Raw genomic sequence first — 14,631 nt, 5'->3', positions numbered from 1 at the left:
GATCGACCATTGTCCAACGGCGTTCCGTTCTTTGCGCCCTGATTGAGCCATTCGCGGCGCACAGCGATGCGAAATTTTGCATCCAATCGAGACGCCCGTGCGTAACTGTCCGATACACCAGCTTTTTTCGCGCTTGGCTCAGGCCGCCGCTTAGGGGTTCATAAATGGGCGGCTTCAGTTTCTGGCATATCCTCCTGGTCGCGTTGCTGGTGATGCTGCTGTTCGGCGGCAAGCGATTTTCGGCAATGATGGGCGACGTTGCGAAAGGCCTGAAGAACTTCAAGGCCGGCATGGCCGACGACGAGGCGGAGCAGCGGTACGGCACCGACCAGCAGCGCGATCGCGGCCGGCTTGGCACCCCCGAGGCCCCGATCGACGTGGCCCCCCGGCAGCATGCGTCCGACCCGTTCGCGCCTCCGCCCCAAGACCCGCGCGCCTAAGCGCTCGGACCGATATCGGTGTTCGGCGTCGACGGCAGCGAGCTGCTCATCCTTGCGGTTCTCGCGCTGATCTTCATCGGGCCCAAGGAATTGCCGGCGACGATGCGGACCGTCGGTCGGCTGATCGGTAAAGTGCGCGCGCAGACCCGGCACTTCACTGCCGGTATCGAGAACATCATGCGCGAAGCCGAACTCGCCGAAATGGAGAAGCGCTGGCGGGAGGAGAATGAGCGGATCAGGACCCTGACCCAAGTCGATCAGCTGAATTTGTCGAGCAATCCGCCCGGTCAGCCGGTCCCGGTGATGACGTCACTGCCACCTTCCGCCGAGCCTGCGCAGGGCGACCCGCCACCAGCCCCCGCCCCCGCAGATGAACGGTCGTGGCAAATAACGGGCGAACCCGACCATAGCGGCAAGCCTTTGCCGTGAACGACATCGACGACACCAAGCAGCCGCTGCTCGAGCATCTGATCGAGCTTCGTCGCCGGCTGCTGGTCAGCTTCGCGACGCTGGTCGCCGCTTTCTTCATCTGCATGTATTTCGCCAAGCCGATCTTCGCGGTGCTGGTCCAGCCGCTGCTGCGGGCCGGGCAGGGCAAGCTCATCTACACCGACATCTTCGAGGCCTTCTTCACCGAGGTGAAGGTCGCCGTCTTCGCCGCGCTGATGCTCTGCTTCCCGGTGTTCGCGACGCAGATCTGGCGGTTCGTGGCGCCGGGCCTCTACGTCAAGGAGAAGAAGGCGTTCCTGCCCTTCCTCCTGATGACGCCCTTCTTCTTCATCGGCGGCGCCTGCTTCGCTTATTTCGTGGCAATGCCGTGGGCGTTAAAATTCCTGCTCGGCTTCAACGGCAATGTCGGCGGCATCCAGCAGGAGGCGTTGCCCGGCGTCGGCAATTATTTGAACTTCGTCACTCGTTTCCTGTTCGGCTTCGGCGTCGCCTTCCTGACCCCGGTGCTGCTGATGATCCTCGAGCGCGCGGGCATCGTCACCCGCGAGCAATTGGCCGCCCGGCGCCGCCACGCGGTGGTGATCTCGGCGGCGGTGGCGGCGGTGCTGACGCCGCCCGACGCGGTGTCGATGCTGCTGCTGCTGGTCCCGCTCTACCTGCTGTTCGAGTTCGCGCTGCTGGCGATCTGGGTCACCCACTGGCGCGCCGCCCGCAAGGCCGCGGCCGAGCACAATTAATGTCTGCAACGCTGGACCGAATGTTCGCTTTGGGTCGAAAGAGGGCTTTCAGCGGCAACGCCTACCGCGCCCTGCGAAGTTGGTCCAGCGCCGCTTCCATTGCCTTCGCGGCCACGCTCGGCTATGCGCGCCCCCGCTCCTCATGGTCATCCCTGGAGGCGTGGGCGAGCGAGACACTCACTTCTTAAGGAATATCACGATGAGCGAACAGCTGACGCTGCCCGCTGAGACGCGCGACCGGGCTGGCAAGGGAGCCTCCCGGGCACTGCGTCGCGATGGACGGGTACCCGCCGTGGTCTACGGCAACAATCAGGACGCACTGAGCATCCACGTCGAGGAAAAGCTCCTCGCCAAGATGCTGTCGACCGGCCACTTCATGAATTCGGTCGTGATGATCGACGCCGGCGGCCAGAGCCTGCGGACCCTGCCCAAGGACGTGCAGTTCCACCCGGTCTCGAGCCGGCCGATCCACGTCGACTTCTTCCGCATCGGCGAGCACAGCAAGGTCACCGTCGCGGTGCCGGTGCGCTTCGACAATGAAGAGGCGAGCCCGGGCATCAAGCGCGGCGGCGTGCTCAACGTCGTCCGCCACGACCTCGAGCTGGTCTGCGACGCGGCCGAGATCCCCGACGAGATCCACATCGATCTCGACGGCCTCGAGATTGGCGACAGCATCCACATCTCGGCCATCAAGCTGCCCAAGGGCGTCGAAAGCGCGATCACCGACCGCGACTTCACCATCGCCACCGTCGTCGCGCCGAGCGCGATGAAGAGCGAGGAAGGCGACAACGAGACCGAGGCCGAGAGCGCTGCTGCTGCTCCCGAGGCCGAGGGTGAAACCGACGGCGAAGCCGAAGGCGAGTAAGCCAGGCGATATGCCTCACGAACCGCTCGCTCCCCAACCGGGAGCGGGCGGTTTTGCTTTGTCCGCTTGCGCCGCTAACGAGGCCGCATGCAGATCTGGACCGGCCTTGGTAATCCCGGCACGCAATATGCGCTGCACCGGCACAATGTCGGCTTCATGGCGCTGGACGCGATCCATGCGGTTCATAACTTCGCACCGTGGACCAAGAAATTCCGCAGCCTGGTGAGCGAGGGCCGGATCGGCCGCCATCGCCTGCTGCTCCAGAAACCGCAGACCTTCATGAACGACAGCGGCGACGCGGTTCAGCAGGCGCTGAATTTCTTCAAGCTCGACGAGGAGGCGCTGACCGTCTTCCACGACGAGCTCGACCTCGCGCCGTTCAAGACCAAGGTGCGGACCGGCGGCGGCCTGGCCGGGCATAACGGCCTTCGCTCGATCAACGCCTCGCTCGGCCCCGACTTCCGCCGGGTGCGGATCGGAATCGGCCATCCGGGGCACAAGGATCGGGTCACCGGCCATGTGCTGGGCAACTACGGCAAGCGCGAGATGGAGGACTTGTCCGACCTGCTTGCCGCACTCGCCAGCGAGGCCGAGTGGCTGGCCGACGGCGACGACGTCCGCTTCATGAGCGAGGTCGCCCGCCGATTGCACCAGGACGACTGAGCGCTTTACCCGATCGTTAACCTCACCTGGTTAGCACGGTCGGATGTTCGAGGGCACGACCGTCCAGTGGCAGTCGAGCCGCCGCGCCCCTGCGTGGGCGCTGGCGGTCGGCATGGCGCTGTTCGCCGCGCTGCTCCAGGCATCGTTCATCCCCATCGACGGCGACATCAGCTGGCTGATCACGGTCAGCGAGCGGGTGCTCGACGGGCAGCGGCTCTACGTCGACGTGATCGAGGTCAATCCGCCGGCGTCGGTCTGGCTATACCTGCCGTGGGTCGCGCTGGCGCGGCTCTGCGGGCTGCGGCCCGAGGGGGTGATCGTCGGTGCGACGCTGGTCGGCGCGCTCTTGTCGCTCCGGGCGACGCTGCGGCTGACGGCGCGGCTGCCGCAGGCGTCCAATCCGGTGGCGGTCGCTGCCGCGGTCGGCTTCGTCACGCTGCTGCTCCCGGGCGGACTGTTCGCCCAGCGCGAGCATGTCGCGCTGCTGCTCGCCATTCCGACGATCGCCGCGATCGTGCTTCTCGGCCATCGCGGCCGCCTGCCCCGCCGGACCGCTCTGCTGGCGGGCCTCGGCGCCGGGCTGATCATCGCGATCAAGCCGCATTTCGCGCTGGCGCTGCTGCTGCCGGCGCTGGGAGCGAGCCGCAAGCTGCGCTCGCCGGCGCCGCTGCTGGTGCCGGCGCTGGTCGCGGCGGCGGTGGTCGCGCTCTACGCGCTGGCGGTCGTCCTGTTCGAGCCCGCTTTCCTCACGCTGCTGCCGATGCTCGCGGCGACCTATCTGCCGATGGGGCCGCCGTGGTGGCATTATTTCGCCAGCTCGCTGCTGATCGTCCCCGCGGCGCTGGTCGCGGCGGCGGTGCTGCTGCGCGCCCGGCCGGGCAATGGCCTCGCCGCCGGCTGGCTGCTCGGCGGGGTCGGTTTCGCGCTGGCGGGGCTGCTGCAGTGGAAGAATTACGCCAACCACGCCTTCCCGGGGGTCGCGCTCTGCCTCGCCGGGGTGGTGTTGCTTTTGCTGAGCGGCGCGGGCGACCCGCGGCGGCGGCGGACGATCGGTATCGGGGTAGCGGCGCTGGCACTGGCGCTGGTGTCGCAGACGGTCTCGATCCGGCCCGACCCCACGCTCGCCGTTGCCATTGCCCGGGTCGCGCCGCCGCACCCGACGATGATGACGCTCGGCAGCGACCTCGTCACCGGGCACCCGGTGGTGCGCAACATCGGCGGCCGCTGGGTCGGTCGCCGTGCAGCCCTCTTCACCGCCGCGGGCGCGCTCTACGTCGGGCTCGACAAGCCGGGCATTCGCCACTGGTATGACGAGGACTTGGCCCAGTGGGTCGCCGACGTCCGCGCGCATCGGCCCGAGGTGATGCTGGTCGAGGACAGCAATCGCGGCTGGCTGCTCAAGGAGCCGCAGGTGCGCGCCGCGATGCGCGACTATCGTCCTGCCGCGCGGGCCGGCGAGATCGAGGTCTGGCGCCGCCGCTGAGCGCCCGTTAAGCGCGAGCCCCATGTCGCGCGCCTTGTTCGTCACCCCGCTCTACGAAGCGAGCCTCGGCGATGCCGCGCTGATGGACGAACTGGCGCATTCGATCCGGACACTCGCCGAGGATGATGGCGCCGGGCGGCGCTGGGCGAAGGAGCATGGCTACCGGGGCTACACCAGCTACGCCTCGCTCGACGATCTGCCCCGCCGCGATCCGGTGATCGGCGACCTCGCGAGGTTGCTGGCGCGCCATGCCGCTACCTTTGCGAAGGAGCTGGCGTGGGCGGGCAAGCCCAAGCTCGACAGCCTGTGGGTCAATCTCTTGAAGCCCGGCGGCCACCACAGCGCGCACATCCACCCGCATTCGATCCTGTCGGGGACGCTCTACGTCGAGGTGCCCGCGGCCAGCGGCGCGATCCGCTTCGAGGACCCGCGGCTGCCGATGATGATGGCCGCGCCGACCCGTGCGGCGGACGCGCCCGAGCCGCTGCGGCCGTTCGTTAGCGTGGACCCCGCCCCCGGCCTGCTGCTGCTGTGGGAAAGCTGGCTGCGCCACGAGGTGCTGCCGGGCGCGGGCAAGGGCGAACGGTTGAGCATCAGCTTCAACTTCGCGTAAGGGGCGCGGCGAAACCTTTTTCCGTCATTGCGAGCGCAGCGAAGCAATCCACGTCGCTGGATCGCCGCGTCGCTGCGCTCCTCGCGATGACGACCTTGTGACCGGAGAATACCCATGGGCTTCCGCTGCGGCATCGTCGGGCTGCCGAACGTCGGCAAATCGACCCTTTTCAACGCGCTGACCGAGACGCAGGCGGCGCAGGCGGCGAACTATCCGTTCTGCACGATCGAGCCCAACGTCGGCCAGGTCGCGGTGCCCGACCCGCGGCTCGACAAGCTCGCGGCGATCGCCGGCTCGGCCAAGATCATCGCGACGCAGCTGGGGTTCGTCGACATCGCCGGGCTGGTGAAAGGCGCGAGCCAGGGCGAGGGCCTCGGCAACCAGTTCCTCGGCAACATCCGCGAGGTGGACGCGATCGTCCACGTCCTGCGCTGCTTCGAGAATGACGACATCCAGCACGTCGCCAACAAGGTCGACCCGCTGGCCGACGCCGAGACGGTCGAGACCGAGCTGCTGCTCGCCGACCTCGACAGCCTCGAGAAGCGCGTCCCCAACCTCGTCAAGCGCGGCCAGCAGGGCGACAAGGAGAGCAAGATCGCCGCGAGCGTGCTCGGGCAGGCGCTCGAGCTGCTGCGCGAGGGCAAGCCGGCGCGGCTGACGCAGCCCAAGGACGAAGAGGAAGCGCGAGTCTTCAGCCAGGCGCAGCTGATCACCGCCAAGCCGATCCTCTACGTCTGCAACGTCAACGAGGACGACGCCGCCAACGGCAATGCGCTCTCGGAACAGGTGTTCGCCAAGGCCAAGGCCGAGGGCGCCAACGCGGTGGTCGTCTCGGCGGCGATCGAAGCCGACCTGATCGGCATGGAGATGGACGAGCGGCTCGCCTTCCTCGAGGAGATGGGGCTGCACGAGACCGGCCTCGCCCGCGTCATCCGCGCCGGCTACGACCTCCTCCACCTCATCACCTTCTTCACCGTTGGCCCCAAGGAAGCGCGCGCCTGGACCGTGGAAAAGGGCGCCAAGGCGCCGCAGGCCGCGGGCGCGATCCACTCCGACTTCGAGCGCGGCTTCATCCGCGCCGAAACCATCGCCTATGACGACTATGTCGCGCTGAACGGCGAGAGCGGCGCGCGCGATGCGGGCAAGCTGAGGCAGGAAGGCAAGGAATATGTGGTGCAGGACGGCGACGTCATGCACTTCAAGTTCAACGTCTGAGGGGTCACTTCACCACTGGCTGGGGCCCATGACCGCTGATCAGGGCGGGCGATGGTCATCGGCCTCGCCGATTAAGGCGAGGGCGGCTGGCTGAGCTGCGCGACGAGTAAATCGAACACGGCGGGGTGCATTTCGTTGCGGAAGTGCAAGCCGAGTTCGACGTTTTCGACCCAGCAGACGGTCGACTCTAGGGATTGAAGTCCGTCGAACTTGATCCAGACGCTTTCGCGTATGGAGGGCCGCTCGACGAACTCACACCGGCATCCGAAGCGGGTGACATCGAAGCTTTTAACTCGATAGGTGAGGCGACCGGCTCTGCGGAGAGATGCCTCACCGAAGACCGCGACGCGCTCGGCCTTTCTTGGCCAGATCGTCTTCTTGCGAGCAGTCTCAAAGAGGAGCCCGGCGGTGCGGTCGCGATACCAACGCACCGTGGCATTGGTTGAGCCCCGCCCCAGAGCCGATACCTTGACTCTCTCTCCGACGGTGAGGGGCACAAGCGTCCTGACGGCGCAACCGTCGTACGAGAGATCGACCATCGTGACGTCAACGATTTGGCAATTCTCACGGACCAGATAGCCCTTGAGCTCGACGGTCCGTCGCTCTGCGCGGGGAAGGTGCCGCGGATCATCGGGAAGAGAGAGATGCTCTTCCAAGAACGGGTCGTGCCGAAACGCGTGCGTCACCGATCCAAGTCCTCTCCCGGTCTTACCTTCCTAGGCGCCAGGGGTAAAAGAATTCTGACCATGAGCCCGCGAAACGGGAGAAATCGGCGAGGCGTGAGCCTTGGCCAGCGATGGCTGCGATGAATCCAGCGGCAGCCATCGCTCCTCGTACGGTGTAAGCCGCTCTACCCTACCCGCCGGCAGCCGCCGCGGTGGTGGGTTGGCGCGAATTTCTCGCCGTCGAGGATATGCGCCAGCGGGCCGGTCCTGGGCGCGGTGCAGTCGGGGCCGTCGTAACGGGCGCAGAAGAGGGCGATCCCGCCGAGCAGGACGAGCCAGAACAGCGCCGCCCACCCCTTGTGGCTGCGCATCAGCGGGTCCGGCGCCATATTCGGACGCGGGCGCTGTCGGGGGCGCCGCCGCTGCCGGGGCGGCAGGCGGCGTAGCGATACTGGCGGTCGAGGCAGAGCCAGAGCTCATCAAGCCAGCCGCCGCCGGTGAGCGTCACCCGGATGGCGTCGACAGGCAGCGTCCGGTTCGCGCCGGCGATCGCCGCTTTCACCTGTCCGACGGTCGGCTGCGCCCGCGACAGCGCGTCCATGTCGGGAAAGCGCAGGCCCGCGTAGAGGGCGGTCGAGCGGCCGAAGTAAGCGCTGGGCGTGGCCGCCATGCAGGTGCCATGCTTGGCCCATTCATGCTGGATCAATTGCTCGGACGGGGTGGCGCAGACCGCGCCGCGGATGACCTCGGGCGGGACGATGGCGGCCGGGGCGCAATATTGCGGCCACTCCTTGCCGGCGCCGTCTGGCCACAGGCCGTGGAGCGAGAAGCCGAAGCGCGTCCCCTGCCCGCATTGGAACGCGGCGTGGGGATCGCCGCGATGGGCGCGGCAGAAGCCGGGGGTCCAGGTCAGCGCGAGCGTGTAGCTGGCGATCGGCAGGCTCCGCCGCGGCTCGCGCGCGGTCGGCAGTTCGGGGTGCGGCACCTGGAGCTGCCCCGGCGCGCGGCATTCGAGCGCCTGCGCCGCGGCCGCGGTCGACGAGGCCAGGCTCACCGCGGCGAGCAGTCCCGCGATCCATGTGCGCATTTCATCGTCCCTCCAGTTGCCGGCGCCTCTTTGTATCGCCGCCGTGCGCGGGCTCAAGCGCCGGGCGCCATTGCCGGGCGCGGGCGGCTGTGAGACGACCGCTCCGGGTCGAGGCTGAAGGCTGGAGGTCGGTTCGCGATGGTCGGAGCGGTTGTGCTGCTCGCCCTAGCGCAGGCGATGAGTCTGCCGGAGAGCTTTCCCGATGGGCCGGCAGGATTGCGGATCCGGACGGTGACGCTCGATCCGGTGCATTATACGCAGAGCACGCCGCTGGCGGGGAATGGCGAACTGGCGCGGCGGGCGTTGACGCCGTTGCAGGCGGACCAGCTACCCGAGCTGCTGGCGGCGCGGCACGCGCAATTGGCGGACCAGCCGGTGGCGGTCGCGCAGGAGCGGTTCGGCGAGCATGTGCCGCCGACCCGGCCGGCGAGCGGGCATTACGGGCTCGTCGTGTTCGTGCCGCCGTGGCAGAGCGCCGAACTGCCCGCAGAGTGGATCTCCGCGCTCGACGCGGCGGGAATGATCGTGGTCAGCGCGGCGCGGCAGGGTAATGCGGAGAGCCCGCTGGGTCGGCGGCAGCCGCTCGCGCTGCTGGCCGCGTGGAACGCGATCGAGCGTTATCCGATCGATCCCGAGCGGGTGTTCGTCGCGGGCTTTTCGGGCGGGGCCAAGGTCGCGCTCAAGCTGGCGCTGGCTTATCCCGATCTGTTCAGCGGGGCGCTGCTCGACGCCGGGGCCTATCCGATCGGCGGCGAGGCGCTGCCGATCCCGCCCGCCGAGCTGTTCGACCGCTTCCGTAGCCACTCCCGGATCGTGCTGCTCGCGGGTGACCATGACAGCGCGCGCGAGGAGCAGGCCGAGGGGACGGCGTCGCTCAAGGGCTGGTGCGTCGCCAACGTCACCGCGCGGCTGGTCGACGGGCTGGCGCATGAGCCGGTGAGCGGGCCCGACTTCGGCCGCGCGCTGGCCGCGCTGACGACGCCCCCGCGCGCGCCGACCGCCGCGCTCGACACCTGCTGGCAGCGGCGGCTGGCCGAGCGCGATGCGGCGCTTGCCGCGGCTAAGGCCGTCGCGCACTCGGGCCACCAGGCGGCGGCGCGGCGCGCGCTGCTCGCGCTCGACCGGAAATATGGTGGGCTCGCTGCGCCGGCGAGCATCGTCCTGTGGGTCGGGCTGGACCCGGCGCTGCGTTAGGCTCGGCCGCCTACTGAGTGTTCGGGAGGACCTCGACCGTCGGGGTCAGCACCCTGATGCGGACCAGCGAATCGCGCTGCGGCTGCTTGCACAGGGTGAGCCGGCCATCGAGGGTCAGCTTGGCCTTGGTGGTCGGGTTGCGCAGCTGGAAGCGGACGGGCAGATCGCAGGCGTCGGGGCCGCCCGACTTGAAGCGGAAGGTCGCGCTTTTCGGGCGCAGCGGGGCGCCGAACTGGTTGTCGCTCCAGCGTCCGCGGCGTGGATCCTGGACGAGGAATTGGGTGACTTCGTAGGTCGGTGATTCGTTGACGATGACGAGGCAGCCCATCTCCCAGCAGAGGTCCTGCTGCTTCTTTTCGAGCTGCATCCCCAGCAGCATCGAGTGGGCGACTTCCTCGGCGTTGCCGGTGACGAGGCCGCCGGTGGAGTCGCCGTCGCCGCCCATGGGATCGCCGGGATCGACCACCTGCGCCGCGGCGGGCGTTGCGGCCAGCGCCATCACCGCACCCAACAGAACGAACCATTTACGCTGCACAGGCCCTCTCCCCGGCTCCTTCGGCGCGGCGAGTGTGCGCCGCCTAAATCGGGCGGACAAGCCCCCGTTGGCGCCTCACTCGCCGGCGAAGTCGAGCAGGCAGCGCGTGTCGATGCCGTCGGCGCGCAGCCGCTCGTTGCCGCCCAGCGCCGGCAGGTCGACCACGAAGCGGGCGCCGTCGACCACGCCGCCCGCCCGCCGCACCAGCCGCGCGGCGGCGAGCGCGGTGCCGCCGGTGGCGAGAAGGTCGTCGACGACGAGGACCCGCGCGCCCGGCGTGCAGGCGTCAACGTGCATGGTCAGCCGGTCGCGGCCATATTCGAGCGCATAATCCTCGGCGATGGTCTCGCCCGGCAGCTTGCCGTCCTTGCGGATGAGCAGGAGGCCGCAGCCGAGCCGGACCGCGAGGGCGGCGCCGACGACGAAGCCGCGCGCCTCGATCGCGGCGATGAGGTCGGGTTTGGCGGTGACGGTCGCGGCGAGTTGCTCGATCGTCTCGCGCAGGCCCGCCGGATTGAGCAGCAGCGTGGTGATGTCGCGGAACATGATGCCCGGCCGGGGATGGTCGGGGATGGTCCGGATGAGGGCGCGGAGGTCGGTCATCGGCGCGTCATCGCGGCGCGGCGCGGCCGGCACAACGAAAAAGGGCGGCTCCGAACCGGAACCGCCCTTTCGAAGTCTTGCGTTGGTGATGCCTTAGCCGGCGATACCGCGGTCGGCCTTCTGCTCGTTGACGCGATCGCGGAAGGCGGGCTCGAGCGGGCCGCGCATGGCGACCTCGCGCTTCGCATTCGCCCAGATGTTGCGATAGGCCATGTAGGCCAGCACGGTGGCGACGGTCAGGAACAGCAGCACCACCCAGCCGGTCTTGAGCCGGCTCTCGAGCTTGGGCTGCGCGGTCCAGACGAGGAAGCTGGCGACGTCCTTTGCCATCTGGTCGACGGTCGCCGGCGTCCCGTCGGCGTAGGTCACCTGCCCGTTCGAGACGAGCGGCGGCGGCATCGCGACGTTCAAGTTGGCGAAGTAGGGATTGAAATGCAGGCCCGCGGGCGTCTTCACGTCCGGGAATTCCTGCAAAATCAGCTTGCCTTCCTTGTTCCGGAAAGTCGCCTGGTTCGCATAGCCGGTGATGAGCGAATAGACGTAGTGCGCCCCGCCCTCGCGCGCCGAGGTGATCAGCGAGAGATCGGGCGGCAGCGCGTTATTGTTCGCGGCGCGCGCGGCGGTTTCGTTGGCGTAGGGGCTCGGGAAGCGGTCGGAGATCAGCGCCTTGCGGGTCGCGGGCTCACCGGTGTCGGGGTTCACCGAGGGGACCTCGGTCGCCCACTGGCTGGCGATCGCCTTCACCTCGGCCTCGTTATAGCCGAGGCCGGTGAGCTGGTAGAAGCTCACTTCCTTGAGGCTGTGGCAGGCCGAGCAGACTTCCTTGTAGACCTGGAAGCCGCGCTGAAGCTGCGCCCGGTCGAACCGTCCGAACGGCCCGTCGGTGGCGAAGTGCACTTCCTTGGGCTTGAGGTGGAACTCCTCCTCCGCGGTGGCGGGCGGCGGGTTCTTGATCGCCTCAATCCCGTTGGAGATCAGCGACAGGAAGAGGACGCCGACAAAGCCGAGCCCGACGAAGAAACCGATGATGCGGACCATTGTCCCTGATGTCCCCTTATTCGGCCGCAGCCGGAGCCGTAGTCGACCCGCCCGTCGTGGCGAGGCCGAACGGTGCACTTTCCTCATGCTCGCCGTGGAGCACGCTCTCGCTGATCGAATTCGGCAGCGGGAGCGGCTTCTCGAACTTCGAGACCAGCGGCAGGATGACGAGGAAGTGCAGGAAGTAGTAGCTGGCGGCGATCTGACCGAGCGCGACGTTCACCGGGGTGATGTGCGCCTGACCGACGTAGCCGAGCAGGATCAGGTCGGCGACCAGGATCCAGAAGAAGATCTTGTAGACCGGACGATAACTGGTCGAGCGGATCGGCGAGCGGTCGAGCCAGGTCAGGAAGAACAGCAGCAGCACCGCGCTGAACATCGCCAGCACGCCCCACAGCTTGGCCGGGAGGATGAAGTCCACCGTGAAGCTGCGCAGGATCGCGTAGAAGGGCCAGAAATACCATTCGGGGACGATGTGCGCCGGGGTCACCAGCGGGTTCGCCTCGATGTAATTGTCGGGGTGGCCGAGCGCGAACGGCAGGAAGAAGACGAAGATCGAGAAGATGATCAACGCGACGCCGATGCCGAAGCCGTCCTTGGCGGTATAGAACGGGTGGAAGGGCAGCGTGTCCTTCTCGTCCTTGACGTCGACGCCGGTCGGGTTCGACGAACCCGGGATGTGAAGCGCCCAGATGTGGAGCACGACCACGCCCGCGATCACGAACGGCAGCAGATAGTGGAGCGAGAAGAAGCGGGTCAGCGCGGCCTGATCGGGCGCGTAACCGCCGAGCAGGAAGATGCGCAGCGGCTCACCCACCACGGGGATCGCCGAGAAGAAGCCGGTGATGACCTGCGCGCCCCAGTAGCTCATCTGCCCCCAGGGGAGGACGTAGCCCATGAAGGCGGTCGCCATCATCAGCAAGTAGATGACCACGCCGAGCATCCACACCATCTCGCGCGGGGCCTTGTACGACCCGTAGAAGAGACCGCGGAAGATGTGGATGTAGACGATCGCGAAGAAGAAGCTCGCCCCCGTCTGGTGGACGTAGCGGATCACCCAGCCGGCGTTGACGTCGCGCATCATCCGCTCGACGCTGTCGAAGGCGCCGCCAGCGTAGCTGTAATAATGCATCGCCAGCACGATGCCGGTGACGATCTGGATCACCAGCGCGAGCCCGGCGAGGACGCCGAAGTTCCAGAAATAGTTGAGGTTGCGCGGCACCGGATAGCCGCCGCCGATGGCGCCATAGACCAGGCGCGGCAGCGGCAGACGCTGATCGACCCACTTGGTGAACGCCGACTTCGGCTCGTAGGGCTTGGCCCAGGCGAAACTCATTGCTCTTTACCTCAGCCGATCTGGACGACGGTGGCGGACGTGAACTTATACTCGGGCACGAAGAGATTCTTCGGCGCCGGGCCTTTGCGGATGCGCGCGGCGGTGTCGTAGACCGAGCCGTGGCAGGGGCAGAAATAGCCGCCATACTCGCCCCGGGTCTCGCCCTCGCCAATCCCGAGCGGGACGCAGCCGAGGTGGGTGCAGACGCCCAGCGTGATCAGCCAGTTGGTCTTGCCGGGCTTGGTCCGCTCGGCCAGCGTCTGGGGATCGCGCAGGGTGGAGACGTCGACGGCATTGGCCTCGGCGATTTCCTTGGGCAGCAGGTTGCGGATGAACACCGGCTGCTTGCGCCACACCGCCTTGATGCCCTGGCCGGGCTTGATCTTGGAGATGTCGACCTCGGTGGTCGACAGCGCAAGCACGTCGGCCGAGGGGGCGAACTGCATCAGCAGCGGCGCGACGGCGACGCCCGCGCCGACCCCGGCGAAACTGGTCGCCGCGATGTTGATGAAGTCGCGCCGGCGAACGCCGTCCGAATGCCCGTCGGCAGCGTCCGTGACCGGCTCACCGGGCATGATCGGCTGCGCGGGATCACTCACAGTAGCCATCGAAATCCCAAAACCCTTCAAGAGGTCAGCGCTAAGCTGACGCCACCTGCGCGAAGCCGGTGAACGCCTATGACGAAAGCCGTCACGGACGGGCCGGGACGGATTGGCGGTGCTGATAGCGAGGCGAACCGCGTCCGCCAAGTGGAAGTTACGGCGCTGTCACCTCTCGGCCAGCGCGGCCTTTGCGGTGGCGGCGCATCTGCCCTATCGGCCCGCGCCATGGAGCTTGACCCCCAGCAATCGGCCGCCCGCACCTGGTTCGAGAGTTTGCGGAACCGCATCTGCGCCGAGTTCGAGGCGATCGAAGGCGAGGCCGGCAGCGACGCGGCGTTCGTGTTCACCCCGTGGGACCGGACCGATCACGACGGCGCCCCTGGCCCTTCGACCGGCTCAGGACAGGGCGGCGGCGGCGTGCGCGGGCAGATGGCGGGCCGAGTGTTCGAGAAGGTCGGGGTCAACGTCTCCACCGTCCACGGCGCCTTCAGTCCCGAGTTCGCCAAGAGCATCCCCGGCACCGAGGCTGACCCGAGCTTCTTCGCCACCGGAATCAGCCTGGTCGCGCACATGGCCAATCCCAACGTGCCGGCGGTGCACATGAACACGCGCTTCCTGACGACGGGCAAGCGCTGGTTCGGGGGCGGCGCGGACCTGAACCCCGCCCTGCCCTATGCCGATGACACCGAAGCCTTTCACGCCGAGCTCAAGGCCGCGTGCGACGCGCACGGCTGCGACTATTACGAGCGCTTTTCCAAGTGGGCGGAGGAGTATTTCTGGCTCCCCCACCGCCAAGTAGCGCGCGGGGTCGGGGGGATTTTCTACGACCGGCTGGAGAGCGACAGCGAAGAGGCATTCGCCGCCAATTTCGCCTTCACGCGTGCGGTCGGCGAGGCGTTCCTCGCGGCCTTCCCGCCGCTGGTGCGCCGGCGGATGGACCAGCCCTTCACCGACGCCGACATGGAGCGATTGCTCGAGTTTCGCGGGCGCTATGTCGAGTTCAACCTGCTCTACGATCGCGGGACGCTGTTCGGGCTCAAAACCGGCGGCAACATCGACGCGATTCTGATGAGCCTGCCCCCGCTCGCCCGCTGGGCTTGAGCAG

The 14,631-nt window shown here is 67.7% G+C and carries 18 protein-coding genes; 10 read left to right on the top strand and 8 right to left on the bottom strand.

The genetic code is table 11. From position 1 onward, the window contains the following. The first annotated feature begins 164 nt into the window (after positions 1–164). The 8 genes from GCU42_RS01015 to ychF all read left to right on the top strand — a co-directional run bounded on the left by GCU42_RS01015 (position 165) and on the right by ychF (position 6,466). Entirely contained in the window at positions 165–440 is a 276-nt protein-coding gene (locus GCU42_RS01015) for a twin-arginine translocase TatA/TatE family subunit (protein ID WP_114228248.1), read from the top strand. An 18-nt stretch (positions 441–458) separates the two neighbouring features. Next, entirely contained in the window at positions 459–869 is a 411-nt protein-coding gene (locus tag GCU42_RS01010) for a Sec-independent protein translocase subunit TatA/TatB (RefSeq protein ID WP_114228249.1), read from the top strand. Next, positions 866–1,627, top strand: coding sequence for a twin-arginine translocase subunit TatC (tatC, locus tag GCU42_RS01005; RefSeq protein WP_114228250.1), 762 nt, complete (start codon positions 866–868; stop codon positions 1,625–1,627). The genes GCU42_RS01010 and tatC overlap by 4 nt, the downstream gene beginning before the upstream one ends. A gap of 199 nt (positions 1,628–1,826) precedes the next feature. Then, positions 1,827–2,492 carry a 50S ribosomal protein L25/general stress protein Ctc gene (locus GCU42_RS01000; RefSeq protein WP_114228251.1) on the top strand — a complete coding sequence of 222 codons (666 nt, stop codon included), beginning with the start codon at positions 1,827–1,829 and terminating at the stop codon, positions 2,490–2,492. An 87-nt stretch (positions 2,493–2,579) separates the two neighbouring features. Next, positions 2,580–3,155 carry an aminoacyl-tRNA hydrolase gene (pth, locus tag GCU42_RS00995; protein ID WP_114228252.1) on the top strand — a complete coding sequence of 192 codons (576 nt, stop codon included), beginning with the start codon at positions 2,580–2,582 and terminating at the stop codon, positions 3,153–3,155. Between the two features lie 43 nt (positions 3,156–3,198). Next, positions 3,199–4,638 carry a hypothetical protein gene (locus tag GCU42_RS14915; RefSeq protein ID WP_162789279.1) on the top strand — a complete coding sequence of 480 codons (1,440 nt, stop codon included), beginning with the start codon at positions 3,199–3,201 and terminating at the stop codon, positions 4,636–4,638. Between the two features lie 22 nt (positions 4,639–4,660). Further along, positions 4,661–5,251, top strand: coding sequence for a TIGR02466 family protein (locus GCU42_RS00985; RefSeq protein WP_114228253.1), 591 nt, complete (start codon positions 4,661–4,663; stop codon positions 5,249–5,251). Between the two features lie 114 nt (positions 5,252–5,365). Further along, on the top strand, positions 5,366–6,466 hold the full coding sequence (gene ychF, locus GCU42_RS00980) for a redox-regulated ATPase YchF (RefSeq protein WP_114228254.1): 1,101 nt from the start codon (positions 5,366–5,368) through the stop codon (positions 6,464–6,466). Positions 6,467–6,537: 71 nt separating this feature from the next. Here the strand turns inward: ychF and GCU42_RS00975 are convergent, their stop codons facing one another. From GCU42_RS00975 to GCU42_RS00965, 3 genes are all read right to left on the bottom strand, one after another. Next, positions 6,538–7,152 (bottom strand): PilZ domain-containing protein, encoded by a 615-nt coding sequence (locus GCU42_RS00975; RefSeq protein ID WP_114228255.1) that lies wholly within the window; start codon positions 7,150–7,152, stop codon positions 6,538–6,540. A gap of 164 nt (positions 7,153–7,316) precedes the next feature. Beyond that, the gene (locus GCU42_RS00970; RefSeq protein ID WP_152569407.1) at positions 7,317–7,502 is read right to left on the bottom strand and encodes a hypothetical protein; all 186 of its coding nucleotides are present in this window, start codon (positions 7,500–7,502) and stop codon (positions 7,317–7,319) included. Beyond that, complete coding sequence (locus tag GCU42_RS00965) at positions 7,502–8,218, bottom strand: ribonuclease T2 family protein (RefSeq protein WP_114228257.1); 717 nt, start codon at positions 8,216–8,218, stop codon at positions 7,502–7,504. The genes GCU42_RS00970 and GCU42_RS00965 overlap by 1 nt, the downstream gene beginning before the upstream one ends. 138 nt (positions 8,219–8,356) lie before the next feature. Here GCU42_RS00965 and GCU42_RS00960 point away from each other — a divergent pair, with 138 nt between their 5' ends. After that, positions 8,357–9,412 (top strand): PHB depolymerase family esterase, encoded by a 1,056-nt coding sequence (locus GCU42_RS00960; RefSeq protein ID WP_114228258.1) that lies wholly within the window; start codon positions 8,357–8,359, stop codon positions 9,410–9,412. A 10-nt stretch (positions 9,413–9,422) separates the two neighbouring features. Here GCU42_RS00960 and GCU42_RS00955 read toward each other — a convergent pair whose 3' ends face one another. The 5 genes from GCU42_RS00955 to petA all read right to left on the bottom strand — a co-directional run bounded on the left by GCU42_RS00955 (position 9,423) and on the right by petA (position 13,499). Then, on the bottom strand, positions 9,423–9,947 hold the full coding sequence (locus GCU42_RS00955) for a hypothetical protein (RefSeq protein ID WP_152569406.1): 525 nt from the start codon (positions 9,945–9,947) through the stop codon (positions 9,423–9,425). 75 nt (positions 9,948–10,022) lie between these two features. Continuing rightward, the gene (locus GCU42_RS00950; protein ID WP_114228404.1) at positions 10,023–10,550 is read right to left on the bottom strand and encodes an adenine phosphoribosyltransferase; all 528 of its coding nucleotides are present in this window, start codon (positions 10,548–10,550) and stop codon (positions 10,023–10,025) included. A gap of 93 nt (positions 10,551–10,643) precedes the next feature. Further along, on the bottom strand, positions 10,644–11,588 hold the full coding sequence (locus tag GCU42_RS00945; RefSeq protein ID WP_114228260.1) for a cytochrome c1: 945 nt from the start codon (positions 11,586–11,588) through the stop codon (positions 10,644–10,646). 16 nt (positions 11,589–11,604) lie between these two features. Beyond that, positions 11,605–12,924, bottom strand: a complete 1,320-nt coding sequence (locus GCU42_RS00940) for a cytochrome b (RefSeq protein WP_114228261.1) — start codon at positions 12,922–12,924, stop codon at positions 11,605–11,607. Between the two features lie 11 nt (positions 12,925–12,935). Next, positions 12,936–13,499, bottom strand: coding sequence for a ubiquinol-cytochrome c reductase iron-sulfur subunit (petA, locus tag GCU42_RS00935; RefSeq protein ID WP_114228405.1), 564 nt, complete (start codon positions 13,497–13,499; stop codon positions 12,936–12,938). Positions 13,500–13,751: 252 nt separating this feature from the next. Here petA and hemF point away from each other — a divergent pair, with 252 nt between their 5' ends. Beyond that, on the top strand, positions 13,752–14,627 hold the full coding sequence (hemF, locus tag GCU42_RS00930; protein ID WP_114228262.1) for an oxygen-dependent coproporphyrinogen oxidase: 876 nt from the start codon (positions 13,752–13,754) through the stop codon (positions 14,625–14,627). Positions 14,628–14,631 lie beyond the last annotated feature (4 nt).

The organism is Sphingomonas ginsengisoli An et al. 2013 (assembly GCF_009363895.1).
In the GTDB taxonomy this organism is placed as follows: Bacteria; Pseudomonadota; Alphaproteobacteria; order Sphingomonadales; family Sphingomonadaceae; genus Sphingomicrobium; species Sphingomicrobium ginsengisoli.
The sequence above is the reverse complement of the archived record's forward strand: the minus strand, read 5'-3'. Positions and strand labels throughout refer to the sequence as shown.

Coding starts and splice junctions, on each gene's coding strand:
- petA (WP_114228405.1), bottom strand. CDS start 13,499: ATGCCCGGTGAGCCGGTCACGGACGCTGCCGACGGGCATTCGGACGGC.
- ychF (WP_114228254.1), top strand. CDS start 5,366: ATGGGCTTCCGCTGCGGCATCGTCGGGCTGCCGAACGTCGGCAAATCG.
- GCU42_RS00940 (WP_114228261.1), bottom strand. CDS start 12,924: ATGAGTTTCGCCTGGGCCAAGCCCTACGAGCCGAAGTCGGCGTTCACC.
- GCU42_RS01000 (WP_114228251.1), top strand. CDS start 1,827: ATGAGCGAACAGCTGACGCTGCCCGCTGAGACGCGCGACCGGGCTGGC.
- GCU42_RS00945 (WP_114228260.1), bottom strand. CDS start 11,588: ATGGTCCGCATCATCGGTTTCTTCGTCGGGCTCGGCTTTGTCGGCGTC.
- hemF (WP_114228262.1), top strand. CDS start 13,752: ATGGAGCTTGACCCCCAGCAATCGGCCGCCCGCACCTGGTTCGAGAGT.
- GCU42_RS01015 (WP_114228248.1), top strand. CDS start 165: ATGGGCGGCTTCAGTTTCTGGCATATCCTCCTGGTCGCGTTGCTGGTG.
- GCU42_RS00970 (WP_152569407.1), bottom strand. CDS start 7,502: ATGCGCAGCCACAAGGGGTGGGCGGCGCTGTTCTGGCTCGTCCTGCTC.
- pth (WP_114228252.1), top strand. CDS start 2,580: ATGCAGATCTGGACCGGCCTTGGTAATCCCGGCACGCAATATGCGCTG.
- GCU42_RS14915 (WP_162789279.1), top strand. CDS start 3,199: ATGTTCGAGGGCACGACCGTCCAGTGGCAGTCGAGCCGCCGCGCCCCT.
- GCU42_RS00965 (WP_114228257.1), bottom strand. CDS start 8,218: ATGCGCACATGGATCGCGGGACTGCTCGCCGCGGTGAGCCTGGCCTCG.
- GCU42_RS00960 (WP_114228258.1), top strand. CDS start 8,357: ATGGTCGGAGCGGTTGTGCTGCTCGCCCTAGCGCAGGCGATGAGTCTG.
- GCU42_RS00950 (WP_114228404.1), bottom strand. CDS start 10,550: ATGACCGACCTCCGCGCCCTCATCCGGACCATCCCCGACCATCCCCGG.
- GCU42_RS00985 (WP_114228253.1), top strand. CDS start 4,661: ATGTCGCGCGCCTTGTTCGTCACCCCGCTCTACGAAGCGAGCCTCGGC.